20 protein-coding genes are annotated in these 22,963 nt (G+C 36.3%); 8 read left to right on the top strand and 12 right to left on the bottom strand.

The features are described from left to right. The first annotated feature begins 26 nt into the window (after positions 1-26). From F938_RS08695 to F938_RS08685, 3 genes are all read left to right on the top strand, one after another. Positions 27-1,034, top strand: a complete 1,008-nt coding sequence (locus tag F938_RS08695) for a hypothetical protein (RefSeq protein ID WP_005030941.1) — start codon at positions 27-29, stop codon at positions 1,032-1,034. Continuing rightward, positions 1,024-1,782 carry a glycosyltransferase family 25 protein gene (locus F938_RS08690; RefSeq protein ID WP_004827780.1) on the top strand — a complete coding sequence of 253 codons (759 nt, stop codon included), beginning with the start codon at positions 1,024-1,026 and terminating at the stop codon, positions 1,780-1,782. The genes F938_RS08695 and F938_RS08690 overlap by 11 nt, the downstream gene beginning before the upstream one ends. 102 nt (positions 1,783-1,884) lie before the next feature. After that, positions 1,885-2,796 carry a glycosyltransferase family 32 protein gene (locus F938_RS08685; RefSeq protein WP_005030940.1) on the top strand — a complete coding sequence of 304 codons (912 nt, stop codon included), beginning with the start codon at positions 1,885-1,887 and terminating at the stop codon, positions 2,794-2,796. A gap of 2 nt (positions 2,797-2,798) precedes the next feature. Here F938_RS08685 and F938_RS08680 read toward each other — a convergent pair whose 3' ends face one another. The 7 genes from F938_RS08680 to F938_RS08650 all read right to left on the bottom strand — a co-directional run bounded on the left by F938_RS08680 (position 2,799) and on the right by F938_RS08650 (position 10,008). Then, positions 2,799-3,704, bottom strand: coding sequence for a hypothetical protein (locus tag F938_RS08680; RefSeq protein ID WP_005030939.1), 906 nt, complete (start codon positions 3,702-3,704; stop codon positions 2,799-2,801). 103 nt (positions 3,705-3,807) lie between these two features. After that, positions 3,808-4,713, bottom strand: a complete 906-nt coding sequence (locus F938_RS08675) for a glycosyltransferase (protein ID WP_005030938.1) — start codon at positions 4,711-4,713, stop codon at positions 3,808-3,810. Between the two features lie 122 nt (positions 4,714-4,835). Continuing rightward, complete coding sequence (locus tag F938_RS08670) at positions 4,836-5,900, bottom strand: WaaS/CpsH family glycosyltransferase (protein ID WP_005030937.1); 1,065 nt, start codon at positions 5,898-5,900, stop codon at positions 4,836-4,838. 69 nt (positions 5,901-5,969) lie between these two features. Further along, complete coding sequence (locus F938_RS08665) at positions 5,970-6,833, bottom strand: lysophospholipid acyltransferase family protein (RefSeq protein ID WP_005030936.1); 864 nt, start codon at positions 6,831-6,833, stop codon at positions 5,970-5,972. Positions 6,834-6,843: 10 nt separating this feature from the next. Beyond that, positions 6,844-7,062 (bottom strand): hypothetical protein, encoded by a 219-nt coding sequence (locus F938_RS08660; protein WP_005030934.1) that lies wholly within the window; start codon positions 7,060-7,062, stop codon positions 6,844-6,846. Between the two features lie 138 nt (positions 7,063-7,200). Beyond that, positions 7,201-8,988, bottom strand: a complete 1,788-nt coding sequence (aspS, locus tag F938_RS08655) for an aspartate--tRNA ligase (protein WP_005030933.1) — start codon at positions 8,986-8,988, stop codon at positions 7,201-7,203. A gap of 249 nt (positions 8,989-9,237) precedes the next feature. Beyond that, positions 9,238-10,008: a DUF4184 family protein gene (locus tag F938_RS08650; RefSeq protein ID WP_005030932.1), complete on the bottom strand. Its 771-nt coding sequence runs from the start codon at positions 10,006-10,008 to the stop codon at positions 9,238-9,240. Between the two features lie 135 nt (positions 10,009-10,143). Between F938_RS08650 and znuD the strand changes: the two genes are divergently transcribed. The 3 genes from znuD (at position 10,144) to F938_RS08635 (ending at position 15,331) form a co-directional block, all read left to right on the top strand. Continuing rightward, the gene (znuD, locus tag F938_RS08645; protein ID WP_005030931.1) at positions 10,144-12,246 is read left to right on the top strand and encodes a zinc piracy TonB-dependent receptor ZnuD; all 2,103 of its coding nucleotides are present in this window, start codon (positions 10,144-10,146) and stop codon (positions 12,244-12,246) included. A 147-nt stretch (positions 12,247-12,393) separates the two neighbouring features. Then, positions 12,394-13,857, top strand: a complete 1,464-nt coding sequence (locus F938_RS08640) for a phospholipase D family protein (protein ID WP_005030929.1) — start codon at positions 12,394-12,396, stop codon at positions 13,855-13,857. Positions 13,858-13,936: 79 nt separating this feature from the next. Continuing rightward, positions 13,937-15,331 carry a tetratricopeptide repeat protein gene (locus F938_RS08635; RefSeq protein WP_005030928.1) on the top strand — a complete coding sequence of 465 codons (1,395 nt, stop codon included), beginning with the start codon at positions 13,937-13,939 and terminating at the stop codon, positions 15,329-15,331. 26 nt (positions 15,332-15,357) lie between these two features. Here the strand turns inward: F938_RS08635 and F938_RS08630 are convergent, their stop codons facing one another. Beyond that, on the bottom strand, positions 15,358-15,804 hold the full coding sequence (locus F938_RS08630) for a hypothetical protein (protein ID WP_004827813.1): 447 nt from the start codon (positions 15,802-15,804) through the stop codon (positions 15,358-15,360). Between the two features lie 167 nt (positions 15,805-15,971). Here F938_RS08630 and F938_RS08625 point away from each other — a divergent pair, with 167 nt between their 5' ends. Beyond that, entirely contained in the window at positions 15,972-16,469 is a 498-nt protein-coding gene (locus tag F938_RS08625) for an RcnB family protein (protein WP_005030927.1), read from the top strand. A 152-nt stretch (positions 16,470-16,621) separates the two neighbouring features. Here F938_RS08625 and F938_RS08620 read toward each other — a convergent pair whose 3' ends face one another. Further along, positions 16,622-17,116 carry a phosphate-starvation-inducible protein PsiE gene (locus F938_RS08620; protein WP_005030925.1) on the bottom strand — a complete coding sequence of 165 codons (495 nt, stop codon included), beginning with the start codon at positions 17,114-17,116 and terminating at the stop codon, positions 16,622-16,624. Positions 17,117-17,471: 355 nt separating this feature from the next. On the opposite strand from F938_RS08620, the gene F938_RS08615 reads away from it, so the two are divergent. Continuing rightward, a complete protein-coding gene (locus tag F938_RS08615; protein ID WP_004827821.1) occupies positions 17,472-17,816 on the top strand; it encodes a hypothetical protein in 345 nt (114 codons plus the stop codon). Positions 17,817-17,880: 64 nt separating this feature from the next. Here the strand turns inward: F938_RS08615 and F938_RS08610 are convergent, their stop codons facing one another. The 3 genes from F938_RS08610 to F938_RS08600 form a co-directional block, all read right to left on the bottom strand. Continuing rightward, a complete protein-coding gene (locus tag F938_RS08610) occupies positions 17,881-19,662 on the bottom strand; it encodes an acyl-CoA dehydrogenase C-terminal domain-containing protein (RefSeq protein WP_005030924.1) in 1,782 nt (593 codons plus the stop codon). A gap of 193 nt (positions 19,663-19,855) precedes the next feature. Further along, on the bottom strand, positions 19,856-21,658 hold the full coding sequence (locus tag F938_RS08605; protein WP_010590750.1) for an acyl-CoA dehydrogenase C-terminal domain-containing protein: 1,803 nt from the start codon (positions 21,656-21,658) through the stop codon (positions 19,856-19,858). A 759-nt stretch (positions 21,659-22,417) separates the two neighbouring features. Next, positions 22,418-22,945, bottom strand: a complete 528-nt coding sequence (locus F938_RS08600; protein WP_005030923.1) for a hypothetical protein — start codon at positions 22,943-22,945, stop codon at positions 22,418-22,420. Positions 22,946-22,963 lie beyond the last annotated feature (18 nt).

Raw genomic sequence — 22,963 nt, 5'->3', positions numbered from 1 at the left:
TTTGATCAAAATTGAGAACAAGATAGATGCAAAACCTTGATATCGTGATTGCTTGGGTCGATGGCAATGATGTTGAGTTAAAACGTAAACGTCATTTGTACCTGACAGGCAATGATGCCAGTGATGCTGTCAGTGAAACCCGTTTTGCCAGTAATGATGAAATCTATTACAACATTGCATCTATATTGAAATATGTTCCTTTTTGCCGTCATATTTTGATTGTTACGGATGGGCAGCAACCTGAGTTTTTAAATGAATTTGTCGTACAAGGTCTTTGCGATACAAATAAAATCCGAGTGGTTGATCATCGAGAAATTTTTGCAGGCTTTGAACAATTTCTACCGACTTTTAATACCCGCTCTATAGAAAGTATGTTGTGGAATATTCAGGGCTTGTCAGACTATTTTATCTATTTAAATGATGATTTCTTTTTTAATGCATCGGCTCAGGTTGAAGATTTTCTTGAACAAGACAAAATCGTGACCTATGGGCATTGGAAAAGTTGTTTTAGTTACAAGACTAAACTGAAATATCGTCAATTTTTAAATCGAAATTTTAACAAACCCATTCAACCTGGACATGTCATTGCGCAGATGTTGGGTGCTGATATCTTAGGGTTTAAAGAATTTTTTGAAATCCATCATTATCCGCATTGTGTAGATCGTAAAATTTTAAGCGAATATTTATTGAATCACCCAACCTTATTAGAAACACAAATTAAATATAAATTTCGTAGTGTTGAGCAATTGAATCCAATTTCGTTGATGAATCATTTAAAAATTCAAAAAGGTGAGGCAGTGTTAAAGCCAGATTTAGCTTTAGCCTATTTAAAAAATGCTGAAAGTTTAAATGTGTTTATACAAGCTCTAAATCAAGATCAGATTAAATATGGCTGTATTCAAAGTTTGGATCAGTTGACTCCACAAGATGCAGTCCAAGTCAAAAATGCAATGATTGCTAAGTTTAGTGATTATCTACCTCAGTCTGTCATCTCAAACGACGTTTTGTCATTGGAAGTTTTTCATGAAAGTTGAAACATATCTTATTAATCTTGATGGCAGTGATGAGCGACTTCAACGAGCAACGGAACAGTTACAAGCAGTTGATTGGTCGTTCCAACGATTTTCTGCCTATGATGGTCGAGGGCAGGATTTAGCTTCATTTGAAAATTATGATGATGTTGCAACACAACAAACTTTAGGGCGTCGACTGCTGAATTCTGAATTAGGTTGTTATCTCAGCCATTATGGTTGTGCCGAAAAGTTTTTACAAACTGATGCAGATTATTTGGTGGTTTTAGAAGATGATATGAAAATCACCACTGACTTTAAAACATCTGTAGAGCAAATTTTGTCATATTTAGATCAGCATCAGGATCTAGATTGGTATCTGATAAATTTGGCCGCCAAGAAGAAAAAGTTTGCAAAAGATATCGTAAAAATAGATGATTTTTCACTATGGCATGCTTATTATTTCCCGATTCGCGGATTAGGTTTAATATGGTCAAGAAAAGGTGCTGAAGCATTCGTCGCTTCTGGTAAAACGATGACCATGCCAGTAGATATTTTTTTCCAAACATGGCTGAGTAAAAATGGCAAAGGCTTAGGTGTTTGGCCAGCCTTGGTGAAGCCGGCTGGTTTAGATAGTGATATTTTGGGTACTGTGGCAACACAGGGGATTTCTCGGAAAGAGAAGGAAAATCGTGACAGCTCTTATGGCTTAAAAAAACAAAAGCGGATGTGGCGTGATCGTCTGTATGCTTTTAAACATCTTTATTTTTGAATGAATTAAGGTTTTAAGTTCTGGAATGTATTCGATATTTTGAATGCTGTTTAGGGCGCTTGTTATTGTTATTGTGTGCTTATTAAAGTATTAGGTCTTTATATGAAAATTTTTAAAAAACTATTCTATTTGGCTAAATTTCATATGATGTACTATTACAAAATTAGACATACCAATAAAAAGATTGATAATTTTGCGGGACAATTGGTTTTTAATCCTGTTGCTAGCTCTATTGAACTGCCAAAAAAAATATGGATATATTGGGAAGGTAATTTTCCTGAGTTTGTAGAGAAGTGTGTTCAAAATATTCGAGAAAAAAACCTGTCTTATCATGTATATGTACTTAATCCAGAAAATGTAAGTGAGTACAGCGATATTGATTTCTCCTTATTGAAGGATGCAACACCTCAACAAAAGGCTGATTTACTCAGATTTGATCTATTATACCAGCACGGTGGAATTTGGTTGGATGCCAGTATTATTGTTTATGATAATTTGGACTGGATTCCTGAACTGATGCAAAAAAATCAGACAGAATGTTTTGCTTATTATCGTAAAAAAAATACCACAAATTTTGATTATCCTGTATTGGAAAATTGGTTATTGGCAAGTGTTAAAAATAATGTTTTCTTTAAACATTGGTATGATGAATTATATTTAGCAATTCAGCAAACACCTAAAAGTTATGTACAAAATATTCGAAATACAGAAAAGAATAGCAAAGATTTTTTTCAAAGAATTAGTAATTTGGAATATTTAGTTGCTTATGTTGCCTGCCAGAAAATACTAAGACATTTTTTTCCAAGTATTACTCTGATTGATTGTGATGAAAATGCATTTTATTACCAAGTAAAAAACCGTTGGGTTAAAGAGAAAATTTTGATTAATATGGCAATAAATTATCCGGCTGAAGAATATCCAAAATTAATTAAACTTGCCGGTAAAGAGCGAAATTATTTATGCCAGTATTATAATAAAGGAATGTATTTTAAAGGTTCATTAATTGATTTTTAAAATTAAATGAAATGTTGAAAGCTATCTTTCTCAAAGGCTTGTACTGAGCTGTTAGGAGATAGATTAATTACTTGAACTTTGTTTTTTTCCAGAAAGGATGCGGCTGCTTTGAATGCAAGAGAAATTGCTTCAAAATCTTGTTCTAAGCGAGTGGGTTGTTTATTTTCAATTGTTTCATAAAATCTTGGTTGAGTAAAATTGCTCATATCAAGACCAGTAATTAATATTCTTTTATAGTTTAGAGCATATGCTATCTGTAATGCGACATAAGCAACAGTATAGTAATCATATACAGCATTGAAAATTTCAGTAGAGAAACCAATATGACTATTTTCAACTAAGTCAGAATTACTCAACGGCTGAGTTAAAATTATTTTGGGTCCCATAAACCGTTCAAGTTTTTTTTCTGTAATCGTTTCTATAATCTTAAGCGTGCATTGAATTTCCTTGCTGAGATATTTTCTTAAAATCAGTTCTAAGCACCGTGGTGTTGTAAAAAAAATACATTCTTTATTTTTTAATATTTGAGTAACGAGCTTGAATCTATTCTCAATAAAATCATGATCGATAATAACATAATATTTAAAATTGGTATCTGCTAAACTAATAGCTCCATTTAGCCCAAAATAATCATATTTTTGATTCTTAAAAAAAACCTCATCAATTTCGTTTATTGAAGGTCCTGTTGCAACAATTACACAAGTATCATTAATAGGCTTGTGCCATTTTGTATTATCTGAAATTAATTTTTTTTTATAAAATACTTTATCTAAATAACCTAGTTTATTTCTTTCCACATAAAAATATGGCCAATATCGACGATTATGATTAAATGATTTTGAATGAGAGATTTTATACAAATATTTAAAAAAATTTCTTAATAATATATTTGAAAAAAAATTACTCATAAATTTGATCCATTAGATTGTGTTTTTTACTGAATTAGTTCATATAAATAGAGAAATCATGATACTAATTCAGTAGTAATATAGATAATATAGTTTATAGAGCTTACTCATCTAAGGTAAATTTTTGTGCTTTAAACTTTGATTTTATTTTTCCAAAAAATTTATTTAACCAATGAGTTTCAATTTCAGGACGAGTTATCTTATTTCCGTGATAATTGATTTGTGATGCTTTATTAAAGTCACCATATGTAGGAACTTTGTAGTTTTCTAATGAATAACCAGCATCTATTGCATTTTGATAGTATTGATCAAATAACTCAGTCAAGTCCTGTCGAGGGTGAGGAAAAATTTTACCGTCGAACCAATGCTTTTGGTTGTTTAATTTTAAACGTGGAATTGAATATTTATGACTAAATTGGGTACCCATATCTGAATAGTGGAGTATTTTAATCTCTGTTATCGGAAGCTCTTCACCATCGATACAATTGTATGAGCTTATATAATTTTGTACGAGCTCAGGTCTATCTTGGATAAGCTTCATTAATTTTTTATGACCATCAGGATCTGTTTTGAGTTGTTGCAATGGAGGTAAGTATTTCTTTGCAACTTCACAATTCCACACACAAGTACATAATCTTGCTGTGCTTTTTCCACCTTTTGCAATGACCATTGTATCTTGGTTGAAAGGTGTATTCCACAATTCAGCTATATCGGTTAAAACAATTACATCGGCATCCATATAGATAGCACGACCTTCAAAATTACATAATTGAGGAATAGCCCAGCGGAAACCAGAAAAGGGCGTAGCCCATTTTTCAGTATGCCAACCTAAATGATGAGTTTGGTCTGAAAACCAAGGACTATCAGGATCATGACTAAGTTGCATCCAAGTGATTTCAACAGGATATTGTGTATTTTTTCGAATGCTGTAGTCAAGAACCATCATTTGTTCAAGGTCACAATTATTAGGATCACAACCTACAAAAATTTTAATGACATCATTTGACATATAGATTCTCTTCAAATTTTGTATATTTGCTATATTAGCAAATTATTGGTAGTAATTAAGAATTAATTAGAAAATATCATGAAATCTAGTATGTGAATTTAAATATATGATTTTTATTCACTTTATTTAGGGCTTGCATAAGGTAAATTGATTTCTGTGTATGGGTGGCAATCTAATAAATTTCTGATCCAATTTTTAAAGCCATATTTCTCTCGGATTTTGATATCAATTGAGACAAGTGGTTTTGATAGAAAGTCTTTTAACATTGATAAATCTTTTCCATCCCATATTAAGATATTATTGGGGTGATAAAAATCGTAATCCATGACAGTTTTATTGTTCGTAATTAATTTTTTTTCATAATATAATGCTTCAAATGTTCTAAATGATAAACCATTGTGAACAGGATTAACGATGTCTACTAAAATATCTGCCTGATTAATATGATATAAATTGTCATCAAATTCGATGTTCTTCTTGATGAATTTAATATCTTTGCATTTATACTGAGCTTGCTTATCAGGATCTCTCTTTAAAAATCTAATATTAAAATCCAATTTTATTCCGTGTTTAATTAATTCTTGAGCACAAATATCAAGAGAAATAACTCGTTCATCAAAATGTAAACCGACAAAATAAGCAATAATGCCTTGATGTGGAATTGGTTGAGGTTGATACATGTCAAAATAAAAATTTGTAGTGCCTAATAAATTGTATTTATTATAGTCTGTATTAGATAGATCAGTATTATCAAAAACAAAAAAACGATCAAAGTAAGGAATAGATAATAATGTTGTGGGGAAACGTGCTAATCCATTCCATTGATAACCAATAAACTGACTGGTATGAGTTTTAAGAAGTTGTAAGTGTTCTAACTCAAATAAATCTGGTCGAATAACTAAGGTGTAATCGCTTTTTTGGTCAATAAGCTGTGTTTGAATACTTTGAGTAATAGTCTTATGTTTTATAATCTGTTTTGCTTTTAATTTATATGAAGAGTCAGAGAAAAACAATTTACGGAAAAAACTATAAAGTGAATTTAAAAATGGTAACTTTATACGTTTCAAATGCTCAGGAGAACTATTAATAAATTTAATATCAAAATTATGATATTTTAGATTCTTTTGAATAGGATATGCAAAGTTACTATGGCTTGGCATGGCTAAGACTATTTTAGTGATTTTCATATGTTATCTCCAAGACCAGAATCTATAAGGCGTCTATTGAGTAATTTAAATTAATGAATTTTAAATCATTTATTTATACAAATTCCGTTCACCCTCTAATTTACGGAAACGTTTATAGCCCCATAAATACTGTTCTGGTGCAACATTAATCATCCGTTCCATTTCTTTATTGAGTGTATCAACAGAAAGTTGTAAATCCTTGGAATTAATATCTGGAGACAATGCTGTAAAATGCAAATCAAAACCAGCGTAATCGGCACGACGAATACAGGTGAGTCCTACTACAGAACATTGAGTTTTCGCAGCTAGTTTAGACAGTAAGGTGGATGAAAAAGCCTTTTGTCCAAAAAAGTCCGAATAAACACCACCAGATTCTTTGGGAATATGATCTGGAAGTATGGCTGAAAAGCCACCTTGTTTTAAGTGTTTAAATAAAGCACGTACACCCGTATCATCTGTGGGAACTAATGTTGCATTTAATTGTTGTCTAGACTCTAGCATAAATCGGTCTAGATCTTTATTTTTACTCGGTTTATACATAATGACAGGATGTGTGTGCTGGTTCACCCAAGCATTCATCAATTCCCAATTCCCAAAATGAGGAACAACACCTAAAGTTCCATTGGGATTTTTTAACGCATTGAGAAAAATTTCAGCATTATGCACTTGTTTGATTTGATTTAAGGCAAATTCAGGAGGAGAGCCCCAAACTTTGATCGACTCTACATAGGTCATGCACTGACTTTTCAAACTGGCTTTAATCAATTCCTGACGTTGCTGTTCTTCAAGCGTAGGATAGGCTGCTTGTATATTGATTTCTGTAATTCGTTTTGCTGAGGAGTTACTGATAAATAATAAACTGCCAACCCCTCTCGCAATAGTCTGAATCATGCTTAAAGGCAAACGAGAAAAATTTTTAAGTAAGTTATACATGGATTAGAAATTAATCGCGATCAGCATTGCCTTTTAACACTAAATAAATCAGTGCCACAATAATAAAAAAACCAGCAATAAAACTACTCGCACTGAAATAGAGAATACGTTGGTGGGTGTCTAAGTTAAATAATTGATGGTTAAGAATATAACGCATGAATCCCCATTGAACCACTGAAAATACAATGACAATAATTGTATGACGAAGTACATTGGGACGCATAGCCATTGGTTTTTACCTTAAAATTTAACCTGTATATTATGCCATTTATGAGAATTTATCTCAATTCGAACATCAATAAATAGGATCATACTTAAAAATAAAAAACCCTGTTCAAAAACAGGGTTTTTCATGCTGAATAAAGAATTAAGCTTCTTTGGTTTCAACTTTAGCTTTTTCACGTAAGCGAATACCAAGATCACGTAATTGATTTGGTTCTACTGGTGCAGGTGCTTGTGTAAGCGGACATTCAGCTGTTTTGGTTTTCGGGAATGCAATCACATCACGAATCGAAGATGAACCTGTCATCAACATAACCAAACGGTCAAGACCAAATGCTAAACCACCATGCGGAGGCGCACCGAATTTTAATGCATTTAATAAGAAGCTAAATTTCTCTTCAGCTTCTTCTTCGCCAATACCTAATGCTTCAAAAATCGCTTTTTGCATTTCTAAAGTATAGATACGAAGTGAACCGCCACCAATTTCAGTACCGTTAAGTACCATATCGTAAGCGACTGAAAGTGCTTGACCTGGATTGTTTTTCACCTCTTCAACACTTGATTTTGGTAGTGTGAACGGGTGATGAACAGAGGTCCATTTACCATCATCAGTTTCTTCAAACATTGGGAAATCAACCACCCAAAGCGGTGCCCACTCACAAGTCGACATGTTCATGTCATGTCCGATCTTGATACGTAAAGCACCCATTGCATCATTTACGACTTTGGCTTTATCTGCGCCGAAGAATACGATATCACCATTTTCAGCACCAACACGTTTTAATAGATCGAGTACGATTGGCTCGATAAATTTAACGATAGGTGACTGTAGCCCTTCAACACCTTTTTCAAGTTCATTGACTTTAATATAAGCCAAACCTTTTGCACCATAGATACCAACAAATTTTGTATATTCGTCAATTTGGCTGCGTGGTAAAGAACCTGCGCCTGGAACTCGTAGTGCAACAATACGACCTTTAGGATCTTTAGCTGGACCTGCAAACACTTTGAACTCAACGTCTTGCATCATGTCGGCAACGTCTACAAGTTTCAAAGGAATACGCAAATCTGGTTTATCTGATGCATAGTCACGCATTGCATCTGCATAAGTCATACGCTGGAATTTATCGAATTTCACGCCAAGAAGTTCATTGAACATCTTCACAGTCATGCCTTCCATCAAATCCATAATATCGTCATCGTTTAAGAACGATGTTTCGATGTCGATTTGAGTGAATTCTGGCTGACGGTCTGCACGTAAGTCTTCGTCACGGAAACACTTAGCGATTTGGTAATAACGATCTACACCGCCAACCATTAACAATTGTTTAAATAATTGTGGTGATTGTGGAAGAGCATAGAAGCTACCATTTGAAACACGGCTTGGCACTAAATAGTCACGTGCACCTTCTGGAGTAGCACGTGTTAAAATAGGTGTTTCAACATCAAGGAAACCATGTTCGTCTAAGTAGTTACGAATTAATGTTGTTACTTTAGAACGGAAACGTAAGCGATCAATCATCTCTGGACGACGAATATCAAGGAAGCGATATTTCAGACGAATTTCTTCAGAAATGTTGGCATTTTCATCATTCAATGGGAATGGTGGGGTTTCAGATGCAGCAAGAACTTCGATTTCTTTACCTAAAACTTCAATTTGACCGCTCACCATATTGGCATTTTCAGTACCTTCGTAACGACGACGTACACGACCAACTATTTTTAATACATATTCTGAACGTGCTTTATCAGCGGTTGAAAATGCTTCTGGTGTATCTGGATCAATGACCACTTGAACGAGACCATCACGATCACGCATATCAAGGAAAATTACACCACCGTGATCACGACGACGATGTACCCAACCACACAGGGTTACAGTTTGGTCAATTTGAGCTTCGGTTAAAGAACCGCAATAATGAGTTCGCATCATAGCGTTAGAAATCCAACTATATGGGTTAAGGAAGCGAATACGTAAACAGCGCATCGCCTAAAAATGTAATGTGAGATTATGCCTCTTTGGACGATGAGTCACAAGGACTTGTGCTAAAAACTACAACATTGCCTGATGAAGTTAAGCCAATTTGTGTGAAATTTTGTTGACTCAACCTGCAAAGCTTAAACGAAAGTATTTAGTGTCTATTGACAATGCAAGCATGTATTTGTGACGTGTCAACAGACTCTAAACTGAGTCAAAATATTTTTTATGATTTAAATACAGAAAAAGACAGCAACCTAAGCTAAAGCAGATCATGGAAGCTTGAGTAAAAACTTTCATAAAGAAACCAATCAGTACATAAAGATCTGTTTGTTGGGGAATTATGCCACTTTCATTTGCTGTATGAATGTAATAAAGACAGCCACTAAAGAATGAAATTGCAAATAAAGATAGACAGAAAATGAATACTTTGCGGTTAAGTGGTTCAGAACTTCTATATTTAAAAAAATAGTGGAGTCCCATCCAGAATAAGAATGGTAAAGCAACAACTGAACAACCGATTTGTAGGACTTTATGCATTGGGTAAATATGGTCAAGGATTGAGACAGGTTGCGCTAAAAAGTCGTTAAAAGCAAAAGTTCTAAAATCTAAATGTGTTAAACCATCCCAAATAATATGGGTAGCTGTGCCTAATATAATCGCCAATATCATCCAGAATAAAAATTTAAAGAAACTTAAAGCTGAATGGACATTAAGTGGCTTAGAAAGCCCCAAAAACTTGAACAATAAGGGGCGATACAGTACATACCACAATAGGCAAAATAACAATCCAACACACAAATCTGGATAAATTAGACCTTTAAACTGATGATTTAAATGGATTTCAGTTTGTACTAGCACACGATATAAATCAGGCGTCATTGTGCCAATTGCGAGCGCTGCGATCGGTAAACGATTACCTGAAAGTTTAGACAGTGGTGGCGCTAAAACAGCATGAGACAGTGTAAACGGCATTGAGTTGTAAGATTGCAAACATGATTTTAATTTGATTCTAAACAAAATAATAAAGCTAGAATGTTTTTTATTGCAAAAATATTGAAATGTTATAATATAACATAAATTCAAAACATCGAGCTTCGAGAGCACCTCATGTCTTTTTCTAAAAGCGTACTGACACTTTCAATAACAGCGATCATTTCGACCTCTATTTGGGCAGAAGATCAGACCAATACAGAGAAAAATCCACAACAATTAGAAACCATTACAGTTGTTGGTCATCCACTGGTTCCTTCTAGCCAAGATTTTGGTGCTGCAGATGAAACTGTTTCACGTGAAAAATTACAACAATCAGGAACAACTTTGGGGGAAGCGCTGAAAGATGAGTTAGGGGTTTACTCTAATACATTTGGTACAGGTTCGAGCCGTCCAGTCATTCGAGGTCAGGAAGGGGCTCGTGTAAAAGTTACTCAAAATGCGACGGAAACGATGGATGTTTCTAGTTTATCTCCAGACCATGCTGTCACTGTAGATCCACAGCTTGCACAAAAAGTAGAAATTGTTCGTGGACCGTCCACATTACTTTATGGTGCAGGTTCAGTCGGTGGTTTAGTCAATGTGATTGATAGCAAAATCCCAACTGCAATGCCTGAAAATGGTTATGAAGGGAATGTGGGACTTCGTTATAACACAGGCAATGATGAAAAAATGGCACATGCAGGCGTCACCGTTGGACTGGGTTCAAATGTGGCTTTGCGAGTTGAAGGATTAAAACGTGATGCGAATGATTACATTACGCCAGACTATATGGTCACAGAAGAGCATGGTGATCACGCACATACAACGAAAGAACGTCGTGTAGGCAATACTTTCTCAGAATCGGATAATGTCAACGTCGGTTTGTCATGGATTGGTGAGCGTGGTTTCGCCGGAATTTCTTATAGTAATCGTAAAGATCAGTATGGTTTGCCTGGACACAGTCATGAGTATGAGTCATGCCATTTGCATGGTTTATCATTACATTGTGGTGCGCATGATGATGGAAATGACGATGATCATGCTGGACATGATCATGGTGAAGAGGGTCATGATCATGCAGAAGCCGGTCCATGGATTGATATGAAAACGGATCGTTATGATTTCCGTTCTGAGTTAAATGAGCCATTTGCGGGCTTCAAGAAACTCAGAGCGCAGGCAAGTTATACAGACTACAAGCATGATGAAATTGAAGATGGTACGCCAATGACAACGTTCAAGAGCAAAGGCTATGAAGGTCGTGTCGAATTGGTACATAATCCCGTTGCTACATGGGAAGGTGTTTGGGGTGTGCAAGCAAGCCAACAAAAGCTAGATATTACTGGAGAAGAAGCTGTTCTTGCTCCAAATAAGACACAAAAATATAGTCTGTTTGGCTTAGAACACCGTCAATTTGGTGATTTCCATGTTGAATTAGGTACCCGTTTTGATCACCAAACTGTAGATGTCGATTCTGAACAAAAAGATTTCGATGGAAATGCATTCTCATATTCAGGTGCTGTAAATTGGGCTTTCTCACCGAATTACACGCTCTCTTTAACTGGTTCTCATCAAGAACGTTTACCTTTGGCGCAAGAGCTTTATGCGGATGGTAAACATTATGCAACCAATACATATGAATTGGGCAATGAAAACCTAAATAAAGAAAAGTCAAACAACGTTGAACTTGGATTACATTTTGACAATGATAAGCTCAGCTATCATGTGCATGTATACCACAATTGGTTTGACAACTATATTTATGCCAAAACGCTAGATCAATATGAAAACTTCCGGTTAATTAAATATAGCCAAGACAAAGCCAAGTTCTACGGTACAGAAGGTGAAGTTGCATATCAATGGAATGAAGTCTATAACACCAGTTTGTTTGGTGATTATGTTCGTGGCAAAATCGAAGATGAAAATGCTCCACGTGTTCCAGCAGGGCGTTTAGGTGCACGTGTAAATGCTGACTTTGACGATCATTGGTCTGGCTCTGCTGAATATTCGCATGTATTTAACCAAGACAAATTTGCGTCTTATGAGCAAGAGACCAAAGGTTATAATATGGTGAATGTCGGATTGGCTTATAAATACCCAATGTCAAATCAGCAAGAAGCAAAAATATTCTTTAAAGCAAACAATCTGTTAGATGAGAAAGTATATAATCACACTTCTTTCTTAGCGAACATTCCGCAAATTGGACGTAACTTTGTGATTGGAATGGACTATAAGTTCTAAGTTATTTATTCTCATTCACCAAATCGTTATTGAAAAATAAAGGAATTCGACCTAGGCTCTAAGGGTCTGTTCATGATTGATCAATCTTTACTTAAACGTAAGTGAGTGATTAATTGTACAGACCTTGAATTAGTCTAGGTCTTTTTTATGCGTATCTTTAATAGAATTCACAGCAAGCTGAATTGGTCAAAACGCCGCTATTTCGGCATTATTTTGAGTGTGTTGGCTTTGGGTTATTTCGCATCAGCGATTTACCACACCTATAAACCGATGCCGAAAGGTTTAAATTTTACTGGACCTTTGCGTCATGCAGATGTGAAATTCATTGCCGATGAAACCTATATCGATGCGCAGGGTAAACAACAACTTGATCAGCATATTTTTGATCAAGTCTTACAATTGATTAAACAAGCAAAAACCACCATTGTCATAGATATGTTTTTGTTTAATAGCGAAGTAGGTGAATCAAAAGTTCAGCAACGTGCATTAACTCAACAGTTGACGCAAGCTTTAGTCAATCAGAAAGTTGTGAATCCAGCATTGGAAATTAAGTTTATTACTGATCCAATTAATTCTGTGTATGGTGGTATTCAACCTGAACAATATCGGCAATTACGCTTGGGTGGAATTGAGGTCATCGAAACCAATTTAACGCCATTACGAGCTTCGAATCCAGCATGGTCTGGGATTTGGTATCTGTGCTGTCAGGATATTGGAAATAATCCTGAAAAAGGATGGTTGAACAATCCTTTTGGTAAAGAAAAAATCACCGTACGTAGTTATTTAAACTTATTTAATTTTAAGGCCAATCATCGTAAAACCATAGTCGTGGATACGGATGAAGGCTGGAAAACGCTAGTCACTTCTGCCAACCCGCATGATGGAAGCTCTCGCCATTCCAATGTTGCTTTGTTGGTTAATGGTGCGATCGCAACAGATCTTTTGACATCAGAACAAGCTGTTGCGCATTTATCTGGTGCAGATACACCGTTTATTGTTTTTGGGAAATTGCCAGAAAACCCAAATGCTCCGCAAGTGCAAGTGCTGACTGAAAAAGCGATTTATGAGGCAGTTTTAAACATGCTGGCATCTGCAAAAGCCAATGATCAAATTGACTTAGCGATGTTTTATTTATCTGAGCGCAAGATTGTTCAAGCATTGATTGCTGCAAAACAACGTGGGGTAAAATTAAGAATTTTACTCGACCCCAATAAAGACGCTTTTGGTCGTCAGAAAAATGGTATTCCAAATCGACAGGTTGCTTCAGAATTACATAATGAAGGTATTGATGTCCGTTGGTGTAATACACAAGGCGAGCAATGCCATAGTAAGATGATTGTAAAACGCAACGCACAATCAGCAGAGTTGATTTTAGGTTCAGCCAATTTTACCGCACGTAATTTGAAAAACTATAATTTAGAAACCGATTTACGGGTCTTAGGCAATCCACAGCAGCAAGTATTTATTGATGCTGAACACTATTTTAATACCGCTTGGTCAAATCTCAATGGTCGTCAAATGAGTGTGGATTACAGCAAATATGCGGATGATTCGAAACTGAAATATGGAGTTTACCGATTTATGGAGTGGAGTGGTTTATCCACCTTTTAAAAAAATATGTACCGAAATGAATGGTTTTCGGTACATAATCTTCAGCTGAGTATATTTTAATAACAAAGCTGAGCTTTTTATGAGAACTTTACAAACTTCATTTTTAAAATCCTTTTTTACATTCAGTCTTATTATTTCACCATTGAGTTTTGCTGAAAATCCTTTATTAACTCAAGCAAAAATATTGCAAACAGGTAGCCCAACTGTTTTAATCAATACGGATAAAGCAATTCAATTACTTCAACAGGCGTCCGATCAAGGAGACGCAGAAGCTTACTTTTTACTTGCGAAGTATTATTCTAATTCAGCAGATTATCGGTTTTTACCTGAAAATAATCATTTATATAAAAAATTACGCTTAGAAGCTGCACAGCGTGGAAATTTTGATGCCTATTTATCATTGGATTTAGAAGCAGAAGTGGCTGAAGGCTTTGGTATTTCTAACGATATTAAGCAAAATTTATTAAAAATTCGCCCGAAAATTTTAAAACTTGCTGAACAAGGTGATACAGGTGCAATGCGTACTTTAGTTTATGCATTGGATAATGATGCTGACGGGTATAGTGATGAACAGTGTCAGTGGTTATTTCAGGCAGTCCAAAAAGGAGACACATTAAAAGCTGGAGCGCTGATTCAAAATTGTCCAGAGAAAATATTAAAAAGACTGGGGGCAAAGACTAAACAAGACTATGCAAGAGCTTATAAAGACAGTGATTTAGCTTATTTTAAAATGCTTCAGCAACGTTCTAATCAAGGCGATATTGATGCAAAAATCAAATTACTTGATGATTATGCTTCAGACTCATATTTATCAGACAAGGAGATTAAGCAACTAGAAAATTCAATTTTAGCACACTATGAAAAACAAGCTGCCAAAGGGGCAAGTGATGCGTATTTGATGCTCGCATTAAAAAAAGACACAGATAAAGATAAGCAAGATTTGTATAGCAAAGCGGCTTTACTCAATAATCATGTTGCATTAACCGAGCTTGGATCTGATTATTTGTTGGTGAATGATGAAGATCAAAAAGATATTCACAAGGGATTAGATTATTTAAAGAAAGCGGCTGCCCAAAACGATCCTGAAGCAATAAATTACCTTGGTGTTTGGTATTTCAATGAAGAAAATGAAGATTATGATGAAGTGCTTGCCCAAAAATATTTTAAGCAGGCTGCGGAATTAGGATCAGTCAATGCAATGGATAATCTTGCGCGTATTATGGATCAGCCTGAGGATTATCGTTGGGCGGTTTTAGCTTATGAAAATGGATCATCTGAGGAAGATACGCAAAGCAAAGCTTTAGAGGCGTATCAAACAGGTAAGGGAACAACGAAAGACCCTGTTAAAGCGAGAAAGCTTAAAACCTATATTCAGATGCGTGCGCAATTCAATAATAACCTCAGTGGTCTGATGAAAAGTTTGAATAATGATAGTGAGCAAGCTGAAACCGAATCTAAGAACCGAAAAAGATAGATTCGGTTCTTAGAATTTTACACAGATTATGGATTTGGCGGAATAATCTGATCCAAATCCTGATCAGAGACTTGATCCAACTCATGTAAATCGGTCTTTATTTTCCATTTTTCAAGGTCATCTACCGGCTTGGGTAAACGTGCTTCTAACCAATCACAGACCACATCTGGAGAAAAGTCTGGATGATTACATTGAATGACCCAGGCTAAAAACTGCTTTGCTTCACCATTCATATAGGGCGGTGGTGAAACAGGTAGAAACTGAGTAGGAAGCCGTTCATTTTTAGAAATGTAATTTAAAACATGACCCAGTTCTTGTACAGTTTGCCATGCGAGTGGATGGTCAATATTGATTTGAAACTTGAACCACCAAGCCTGTTTACCATCTGAACCATAGCTATCAATAAATGCTTCTTGCACACTTGGGACTTTGCAAAAAAATTGATGTAAACGGTCAAAGCTCAGTTCAGCCACAATACAGCACTCATCAGATTAAAATCATATTTTATCAGATTGATGTCAGAATTTGCCCAAGTTGATGTATAAACAATTAAACAAGATAAATAATGCTTGTTATTTATCCATAATTTCTCTGGAATGATGTATTAAAATAATCTATCTGCTGAACTTTGGAGGTTGAAATGAAACAGATACTCAGTTTAAGTGTCTTGATGTTGATTCTTTCAGGTGTTTCGGCAACGACATGGGCAGATGGTAAAGATTGGGGCAACTATCGCAGTGTTGAACGCCCTCAAAAGAGATATCCGACCACGACGTACAAATACACAGATCAATATGGTCGACAAATGACGCAGGAAATTCCTGTCCGTCCACAACACCCACGACCATATCCATCTTATCCAAGCTATCCAAATCGACCTTATCCTCATCCAAATCAACCCTATCCAAATTATCCACCACAAAATGGTGTGACGATTATTTATAACCATCAGTTTCCAACACGAACAGAGTATTCAGGCAATAGTTATGGTTATGTGAATGGAGAGGGTGGTCAGATTGAAAGCTCGCATTACACTTTAATTAGTGATTGGCGTCGTTATGGTTTACCTGATCCCCAAGTTGGAATGCATTGGATTTTTGAAAGTGGACGTTATTTACAAGTGCCGAATGATCGTTAATTCTGTTTACTATGGATTATGTTTGGAAATGAAATCTGAACACACTAATCTAAACATGATCGCAGCCTTCTTTGGCGATGTGAATCAAATTTGATGTTGATTTCACAACGCTGAGAAGGTTTTATTTCAAATATAGATAAAGAAATTTGATGTTAGGCTAACTCATCATCTTCTGGTCGTGGCGTTTTTCCATGTGCCAATGGTTTTTCACTATGTTTATCTCGAATCACAGAGGGATAAGTCCAAGATGCATAACGTACAATCAAGATTGCAATTGCCAAAATTAAAACTGAACCTGTAATAATCACCAAATCAATATCCGCTTTATGGTCATGTTGGATATCTGAAATCAATAATCGAGTCAGTGCTGTAATCGCGATATAAATTAAAAAACGTACAGGCATATGATTGGTTTTAAAGTAAATCCCCACCATTGCCCCTAATTCTAGGTAAATAAATAAGAGTAAAATATCATCAATGCTGGCGTATTGTTTTACAGTCAAAATTTCGATGATGGTATGCACTGCGGACCATGCAATCATGCAACCAATAATAAATAGTGCAATATAGTGAAATGCTTCTACGGCAATATTGCCTAATTTATCGAGGAGGTTTTCTATTTTTTCTATACGTGGATCTTTGTTCATAACTTCCTCCATTTCTATGTTGTATTGTGAATTAAACATCATGCAAATTTCATGCACATCAAAGTTATATTTATTTTGTTTTTATCATGGATTTGTTTCAGCAACTTAAAGAGTAGGATCTATGATTACAAGTTGAAAATAAAGTTCACGTGATCAGCTATTTGATAAAATCGTCTTTCATTATAAATTCAATCAAAATAAAACAAACTTTTCACTATGGTGGAATCAGTGAAAATTCTTGTATCGTCTCTATACAAGATAAACCAATAGTGTAAAGTCATTAATATTCAGTCATGTTAGATTGTGATGTCGATAATTTTTTAAATTAAATTTTAATGATCAACGGATAGAAAAGATGAAAATAACCCGCATAGTTGCATGTTTCAATATTCTATTATTTAGCCAGTTTTCGAGTGCTGATACGATCAAAGTCCCTACAGTTGCAGAAGCAAAACAAGCCACAGCTGAGTTGTTGGGAACAGAAATCGGCGCAATGATTTCAGAAATAAAATTAGGTACATGTATTCCTGCTGTAAATCCGACACATCCAGAACAAATTGCATGTACGATTTCAGTCAAGTTAGGCGCTGCAACCAATGAAACACAATCTGATTTTTACCAAGACAAAGGTAAATGGGTTGCAATGCCTAGCGAGTCTCAGGATAAATTACCATTTCCAGATCCAAAACTACTTGAATGAATGATCAATGAAAAACGCCCGATGAATCGGGCGTTTTGATTACTGGCTTCAATTCATTTTGAACTTAAGCTTGCGTCGTAAAATAGTCTTCACTGAAGTTCATTAATACTTCTGCACCTGCTTTGATTTTTGCAATACGTGCATGTAAATCAGGCAAAACACGTTGAATGAAGTAATGCGTTAATGCCAATTTATCTTGGTAGAACTGACCGTCTTTATTTTTTGCAGCATTGGCAATGCGTGCAAACATATAGCTAAAGCTTAACAAGCCTACAGCGTGTAGATAGTCCACAGCAGCAGCATTAGCGAAATCTGCATTTTCTTTGGCACGTTCTAAAATGTGCTGAGTGATCATGTCCACTTCAGTCGCAACGTCTAAGGTTGCATCTTTGATGAAGTTAAGATCTGTGTCTAAATCATTAGCGAAATCACGGATTTCAGCAATATATTCGGCAATAAATTCGCCATTGCATTTAATGGTTTTACGACCGATCAAATCTTGTGATTGTACGCCGTTTGTACCTTCATAGATTTGGGCAATACGTAAATCACGTACGCATTGTTCCATGCCCCATTCACGAATGAATCCGTGACCACCGAAAACCATTTGCGCATCAATTACTGCATCAAAAGCAGTATCAGTTAAATAGGCTTTCGCAATTGGGGTTAATAGTGCAACTCGATTATTGGCTTTTGCTATCGCTTCGGCATCAGTAGAAAACTTAGTAATGTCGAGTTGTTGCCCAACATATACAGCAAAGGCACGAGATGCTTCATTATTGGCACGTGCATTCAATAACATGCGACGCACATCACCATGAACAAGGATGCTGTCTGCTGGTTTGTTTGGAGATTGAACGCCATTTGCGCTACGACCTTGCAGACGATCAGTCGCATATTGAGCTGCATTTTGATAAGCGTATTCAGAAGCACCAAGACCTTGAATACCCATCGACAGGCGTTCGTAATTCATCATCACGAACATTGCAGCTAGACCTTCGTTTTCTTTACCGACCAAGTAACCTTTAGCAGCATCAAAGTTCATGACACATGTCGCAGAGGCTTTGATCCCCATTTTGTGCTCAATTGAACCAGGACCAGCAGTATTACGATCACCCAATGAACCGTCAGCATTGACAATAAATTTAGGTACGATAAACAGCGAAATGCCACGTGAACCTGCTGGAGCATTCGGTGTTTTTGCTAAAACTAGGTGAATGATATTTTCAGCTAAATCGTGGTCACCACCAGTAATAAAGATTTTCGTACCCGTAATGTTGTACGAGCCATCTTCATTTGGTTCGGCTTTAGTTTTGATGATCCCTAAATCCGTACCTGCATGTGGTTCAGTTAGACACATGGTTCCAGACCATTCACCTGAATAGATTTTAGGTAAATAAGTTTCTTTTTGCTCTTGAGAGGCGTAGCTGTTTAACGCCATACCAGCACCCACAGAGAGAAGCGGGTAGAGCATGAAAGAAGGGTTGGTTGCAAATAGCATTTCGTCTGCAAGGACAGTCAGCATTTTCGGCATTGCCTGACCGCCCCATTCTTCATCTGCACCTAAACCGATCCAACCACCTTCAGCGTATTGTTGGAAAGCTTCTTTAAAGCCAGCAGGTGTGGTTACTTTGCCATTTTCATAATGTGCGCCTTCTTCGTCACCAGTACGGTTGAGTGGAAGCGTAACATTTTGAGCAAATTTAGCCATTTCTTCTAAAATCGCTTCAGCCGTTGCTGCATCAACATGTGCAAGCTTTTCATTGGCTTGCCAGAATTGTTCTGCATTGAAAACATCATTTAAAATGAATTTCATATCTGCAAGTGGCGCATTATAAATTGGCATGTTCGTTCACCTGTTTATTGTTTGAATCTGTAGACTCAGATCAGTCTAATCAACAATGATGAATGTTGTTAGATGATCTAAGTAAAATTACGGTCTATTTATAAAGAAAAAGGACTGTCAAAGCTATGACCGTCCTTTCTCTATTTCTGCACTCTTGAGTACAGTTTTTTAAATGTCTAATTCGACATTCTACTTAGAATGCAAAATCTTCAGCATCTAGGGACATCAAAGGATCTAAGCCACCTGCAATCACATCTACATGTGAGCGAACACGTGGAAGAATCTTTTTGAAGTAGAAACGAGCAGTCTTGATTTTTGCATTGTAGAAACCAGTTTCGGTAGAACCTTCAGCTAATTTCTGTTGAGCAACAAGCGCCATGCGCGCCCATAAGAATGCAAGTGTTACATAGCCAGAGAAGTATAAGTAATCTACTGCGGCAGCACCCACTTCATCAGGGTTTTGCATAGCTTTCATACCGATCTGCATGGTTAAATCACCCCACTCTTTATTCAGAGCAGCCAATGGTTCAACAAATTCTTTTAGATCAGCATTGTCTTTGTTTGCTTCTGCAAACTTATGGATAATCTTGGTGAAGTCTTTCAACATTGCACCTTGAGTTCCCAATACTTTACGACCTAGCAAATCAAGTGCTTGGATTTCAGTCGTCCCTTCGTATAAGCAAGAGATACGTGTATCACGTACAATTTGCTCCATACCGTGTTCAGAAATAAAGCCGTGACCACCAAAGACTTGCACACCATGTTTCGCTGATTCTGAACCTGTTTCAGTTAAGAATGCTTTTGCGATTGGTGTCAATAAAGACAAGATGTTGTCAGCGAATTTACGATCTTCTTCAGTAACGCCTTGTTCAACGATATCTGCATATTGAGACAAGAAGTAAACAAGTGCACGACCGCCTTCAGCAAATGCTTTTTGCGTCATGAGCATGTTGCGTACAGCAGGGTGAACGATGATTGGATCTGCTTCTTTCTCTGGTGATTTTGGACCAGAAAGTGAACGCATTGCTAAACGGTCTTTGGCATAGGCAAGTGCGCCTTGGAAAGATGATTCAGATGCTGTTAAACCTTGAACCGCTGTACCGATACGTGCAGTGTTCATAAAGGTGAACATGCAGTGTAGACCTTTATTTTCTGGTCCAATCAAGAAGCCTTTCGCATTATCAAAGTTGATCACACATGTGGCATTACCATGGATACCCATTTTGTGTTCAATTGAACCACAACGAACGCCATTACGGTCTGCAATAGAGCCATCCGCATTGACATTGAATTTTGGTACGATGAATAATGAAATTCCTTTGGTGCCTTTAGGAGCGCCTGGTAAACGAGCAAGAACAATGTGAACAATGTTCTCAGCCATATCATGCTCACCAGCTGAAATGAAGATTTTCTCGCCAGAAATTGCATAACTACCATCTGCTTGTGGTTCAGCTTTAGAGCGGATGATACCAAGGTCTGAACCTGCATGAGATTCTGTTAGACACATTGTACCTGTCCATTCACCTGAAACCAGTTTAGGCAAATACGTTGCTTTTTGTTCAGCAGAACCATGGTGTTCGATAGTACGAACCGCACCATGAGAAAGACCAGGATACATGCCCCACGCCCAGTTTGCTGAACCTACCATTTCTGAAATAGCTGTTGCTAATGAGCCTGGTAAGCCTTGACCACCATGTTCTTCAGGAACCGAAAGAGAAGGGAAACCGAGTTCTACATATTTGTCATAAGCTGCTTTGAAGCCTGTTGGTGTAGTCACAACACCATCATCCCATTTACAGCCTTCACGATCACCGATCTGGTTTAAAGGAGAAAGTTCGTTTTCACAGAAATCCGCGCCAGCTTCTAAATACTGATCAATCAATTCACGGCTTACGGTTTCTTGGAACGCAGGGAGTTTAGCGTAATGTTCTTCTGCATTTAATAATTCATGCAAAACGAAGTGCATATCACGTAAGGGTGCTTTGTATTGTGGCATATCGGTTTCCTCAATACTGGTTAAACCAGATTTATAATCTTCATAAATACGATGTGTGTCTTCTATGACACATATTTGTTCTGCTACATCGTGCAACATCTTATAGTGACGTACAAGTATTTCATGGTTATTTCTCTGTGACTGTAAAGTCAAAGAAAAATAGCTTGAAACTTGTAAGTGCATTGAGTGTAAACAGTTTTCGTTGAAAAATAAGGATACAAATAGTCAAAATCGTAAAAAGTTGTGTCCAATAAAATGACTGTAAAAGTAGGTGCTATTAGATCAAGGTTGGCTACAAAATAGCTAAACTATTCAAGTAATGAAGAGTTTTATAAAAAACGGTGTTTTATGCTGATTTTGTGATGAGAACAAGCCATTACATTTACTCACTGATGTTACGCAGTAACTCTAAAATTAAATTTTGGAGCGAGAAGAATGTGGCTACGCGGAAACGTCATCCGCAATTGCTTGAGGCAGAACTCCTTCTAATAAGTAAAGTTTCTGCGAAACTTTTAATATTTTGACGATAGTGAACGAGTTCTGCGGTGAGCAGCGATGTCGCTGCGCAAGATGGTTGCCCTTGCGGAGCTTTGCTCCTCATGCCAAAACAAAAGTACCTCGAGCCGAAGGCTATTCCATAAATTTAAACCTTGGATGTAAGACTCCGTCGTGTAAATTTAGCTTTTTCTTTTTCACCTACTTAATTTAAATCAAGTGCGTAACATCAGTTACTCATAGAAGTTTTAAAATAGTTGAGCATTATTTAGATTTTTTAGCCCAGAGTTGTTCTACAATTTCTTCAGTTGAATATTCAAAGTATTTACCATTCTGATCTTTATTACGCTGAAATAGGCGATGATGAAAATATTTAAAATTGAGTTTTAAAAAATTATAGAAATAACCACCCGGAAAGACGGTGCGAATATAAAAAGAATGAATAAAATTATTTTTATGTTGAGTCGTAAAATCTGATTTTTTAATACGTTGTACAATTTCAGTTAGTTCTTGTTTTGAAATATCCTTAATGATTTTAGGCTCGGGTAGGCAAATATCAAAGCTTAAGTTTTCAATTCCTTCGGCTTCCCACCACTCCCAGAGATCATATTGGTTGATATCTTTAAGGGTGATTTGTGTAAGTTTTTCACTGAGTTTTTGATATTCCACGGAGTCTTCATCACCGAATTCATCACAAAAGCGGGTGTAATTTGCAATTAATTCGAGCACAGTCGGATAAAGTTGTTGTGCCGTTTCGAAGTCGGGTTCTATTTCTATACGTAATTTATTCATGGCTTAGTATTTTATCGT

Origin of the sequence: Acinetobacter bereziniae LMG 1003 = CIP 70.12 (assembly GCF_000368925.1) — a bacterium.
Classification (GTDB): domain Bacteria; phylum Pseudomonadota; class Gammaproteobacteria; order Pseudomonadales; family Moraxellaceae; genus Acinetobacter; species Acinetobacter bereziniae.
The sequence above is the reverse complement of the archived record's forward strand: the minus strand, read 5'-3'. Positions and strand labels throughout refer to the sequence as shown.

Excerpts from the sequence above, each read along its gene's own strand:
- F938_RS08695 (WP_005030941.1), top strand. The coding sequence starts at position 27 with ATGCAAAACCTTGATATCGTGATTGCTTGGGTCGATGGCAATGATGTT.
- F938_RS08690 (WP_004827780.1), top strand. The coding sequence starts at position 1,024 with ATGAAAGTTGAAACATATCTTATTAATCTTGATGGCAGTGATGAGCGA.
- F938_RS08685 (WP_005030940.1), top strand. The coding sequence starts at position 1,885 with ATGAAAATTTTTAAAAAACTATTCTATTTGGCTAAATTTCATATGATG.
- F938_RS08680 (WP_005030939.1), bottom strand. The coding sequence starts at position 3,704 with ATGAGTAATTTTTTTTCAAATATATTATTAAGAAATTTTTTTAAATAT.
- F938_RS08675 (WP_005030938.1), bottom strand. The coding sequence starts at position 4,713 with ATGTCAAATGATGTCATTAAAATTTTTGTAGGTTGTGATCCTAATAAT.
- F938_RS08670 (WP_005030937.1), bottom strand. The coding sequence starts at position 5,900 with ATGAAAATCACTAAAATAGTCTTAGCCATGCCAAGCCATAGTAACTTT.
- F938_RS08665 (WP_005030936.1), bottom strand. The coding sequence starts at position 6,833 with ATGTATAACTTACTTAAAAATTTTTCTCGTTTGCCTTTAAGCATGATT.
- F938_RS08660 (WP_005030934.1), bottom strand. The coding sequence starts at position 7,062 with ATGGCTATGCGTCCCAATGTACTTCGTCATACAATTATTGTCATTGTA.
- aspS (WP_005030933.1), bottom strand. The coding sequence starts at position 8,988 with ATGATGCGAACTCATTATTGCGGTTCTTTAACCGAAGCTCAAATTGAC.
- F938_RS08650 (WP_005030932.1), bottom strand. The coding sequence starts at position 10,008 with ATGCCGTTTACACTGTCTCATGCTGTTTTAGCGCCACCACTGTCTAAA.
- znuD (WP_005030931.1), top strand. The coding sequence starts at position 10,144 with ATGTCTTTTTCTAAAAGCGTACTGACACTTTCAATAACAGCGATCATT.
- F938_RS08640 (WP_005030929.1), top strand. The coding sequence starts at position 12,394 with ATGCGTATCTTTAATAGAATTCACAGCAAGCTGAATTGGTCAAAACGC.
- F938_RS08635 (WP_005030928.1), top strand. The coding sequence starts at position 13,937 with ATGAGAACTTTACAAACTTCATTTTTAAAATCCTTTTTTACATTCAGT.
- F938_RS08625 (WP_005030927.1), top strand. The coding sequence starts at position 15,972 with ATGAAACAGATACTCAGTTTAAGTGTCTTGATGTTGATTCTTTCAGGT.
- F938_RS08620 (WP_005030925.1), bottom strand. The coding sequence starts at position 17,116 with ATGAACAAAGATCCACGTATAGAAAAAATAGAAAACCTCCTCGATAAA.
- F938_RS08615 (WP_004827821.1), top strand. The coding sequence starts at position 17,472 with ATGAAAATAACCCGCATAGTTGCATGTTTCAATATTCTATTATTTAGC.
- F938_RS08610 (WP_005030924.1), bottom strand. The coding sequence starts at position 19,662 with ATGCCAATTTATAATGCGCCACTTGCAGATATGAAATTCATTTTAAAT.
- F938_RS08605 (WP_010590750.1), bottom strand. The coding sequence starts at position 21,658 with ATGCCACAATACAAAGCACCCTTACGTGATATGCACTTCGTTTTGCAT.
- F938_RS08600 (WP_005030923.1), bottom strand. The coding sequence starts at position 22,945 with ATGAATAAATTACGTATAGAAATAGAACCCGACTTCGAAACGGCACAA.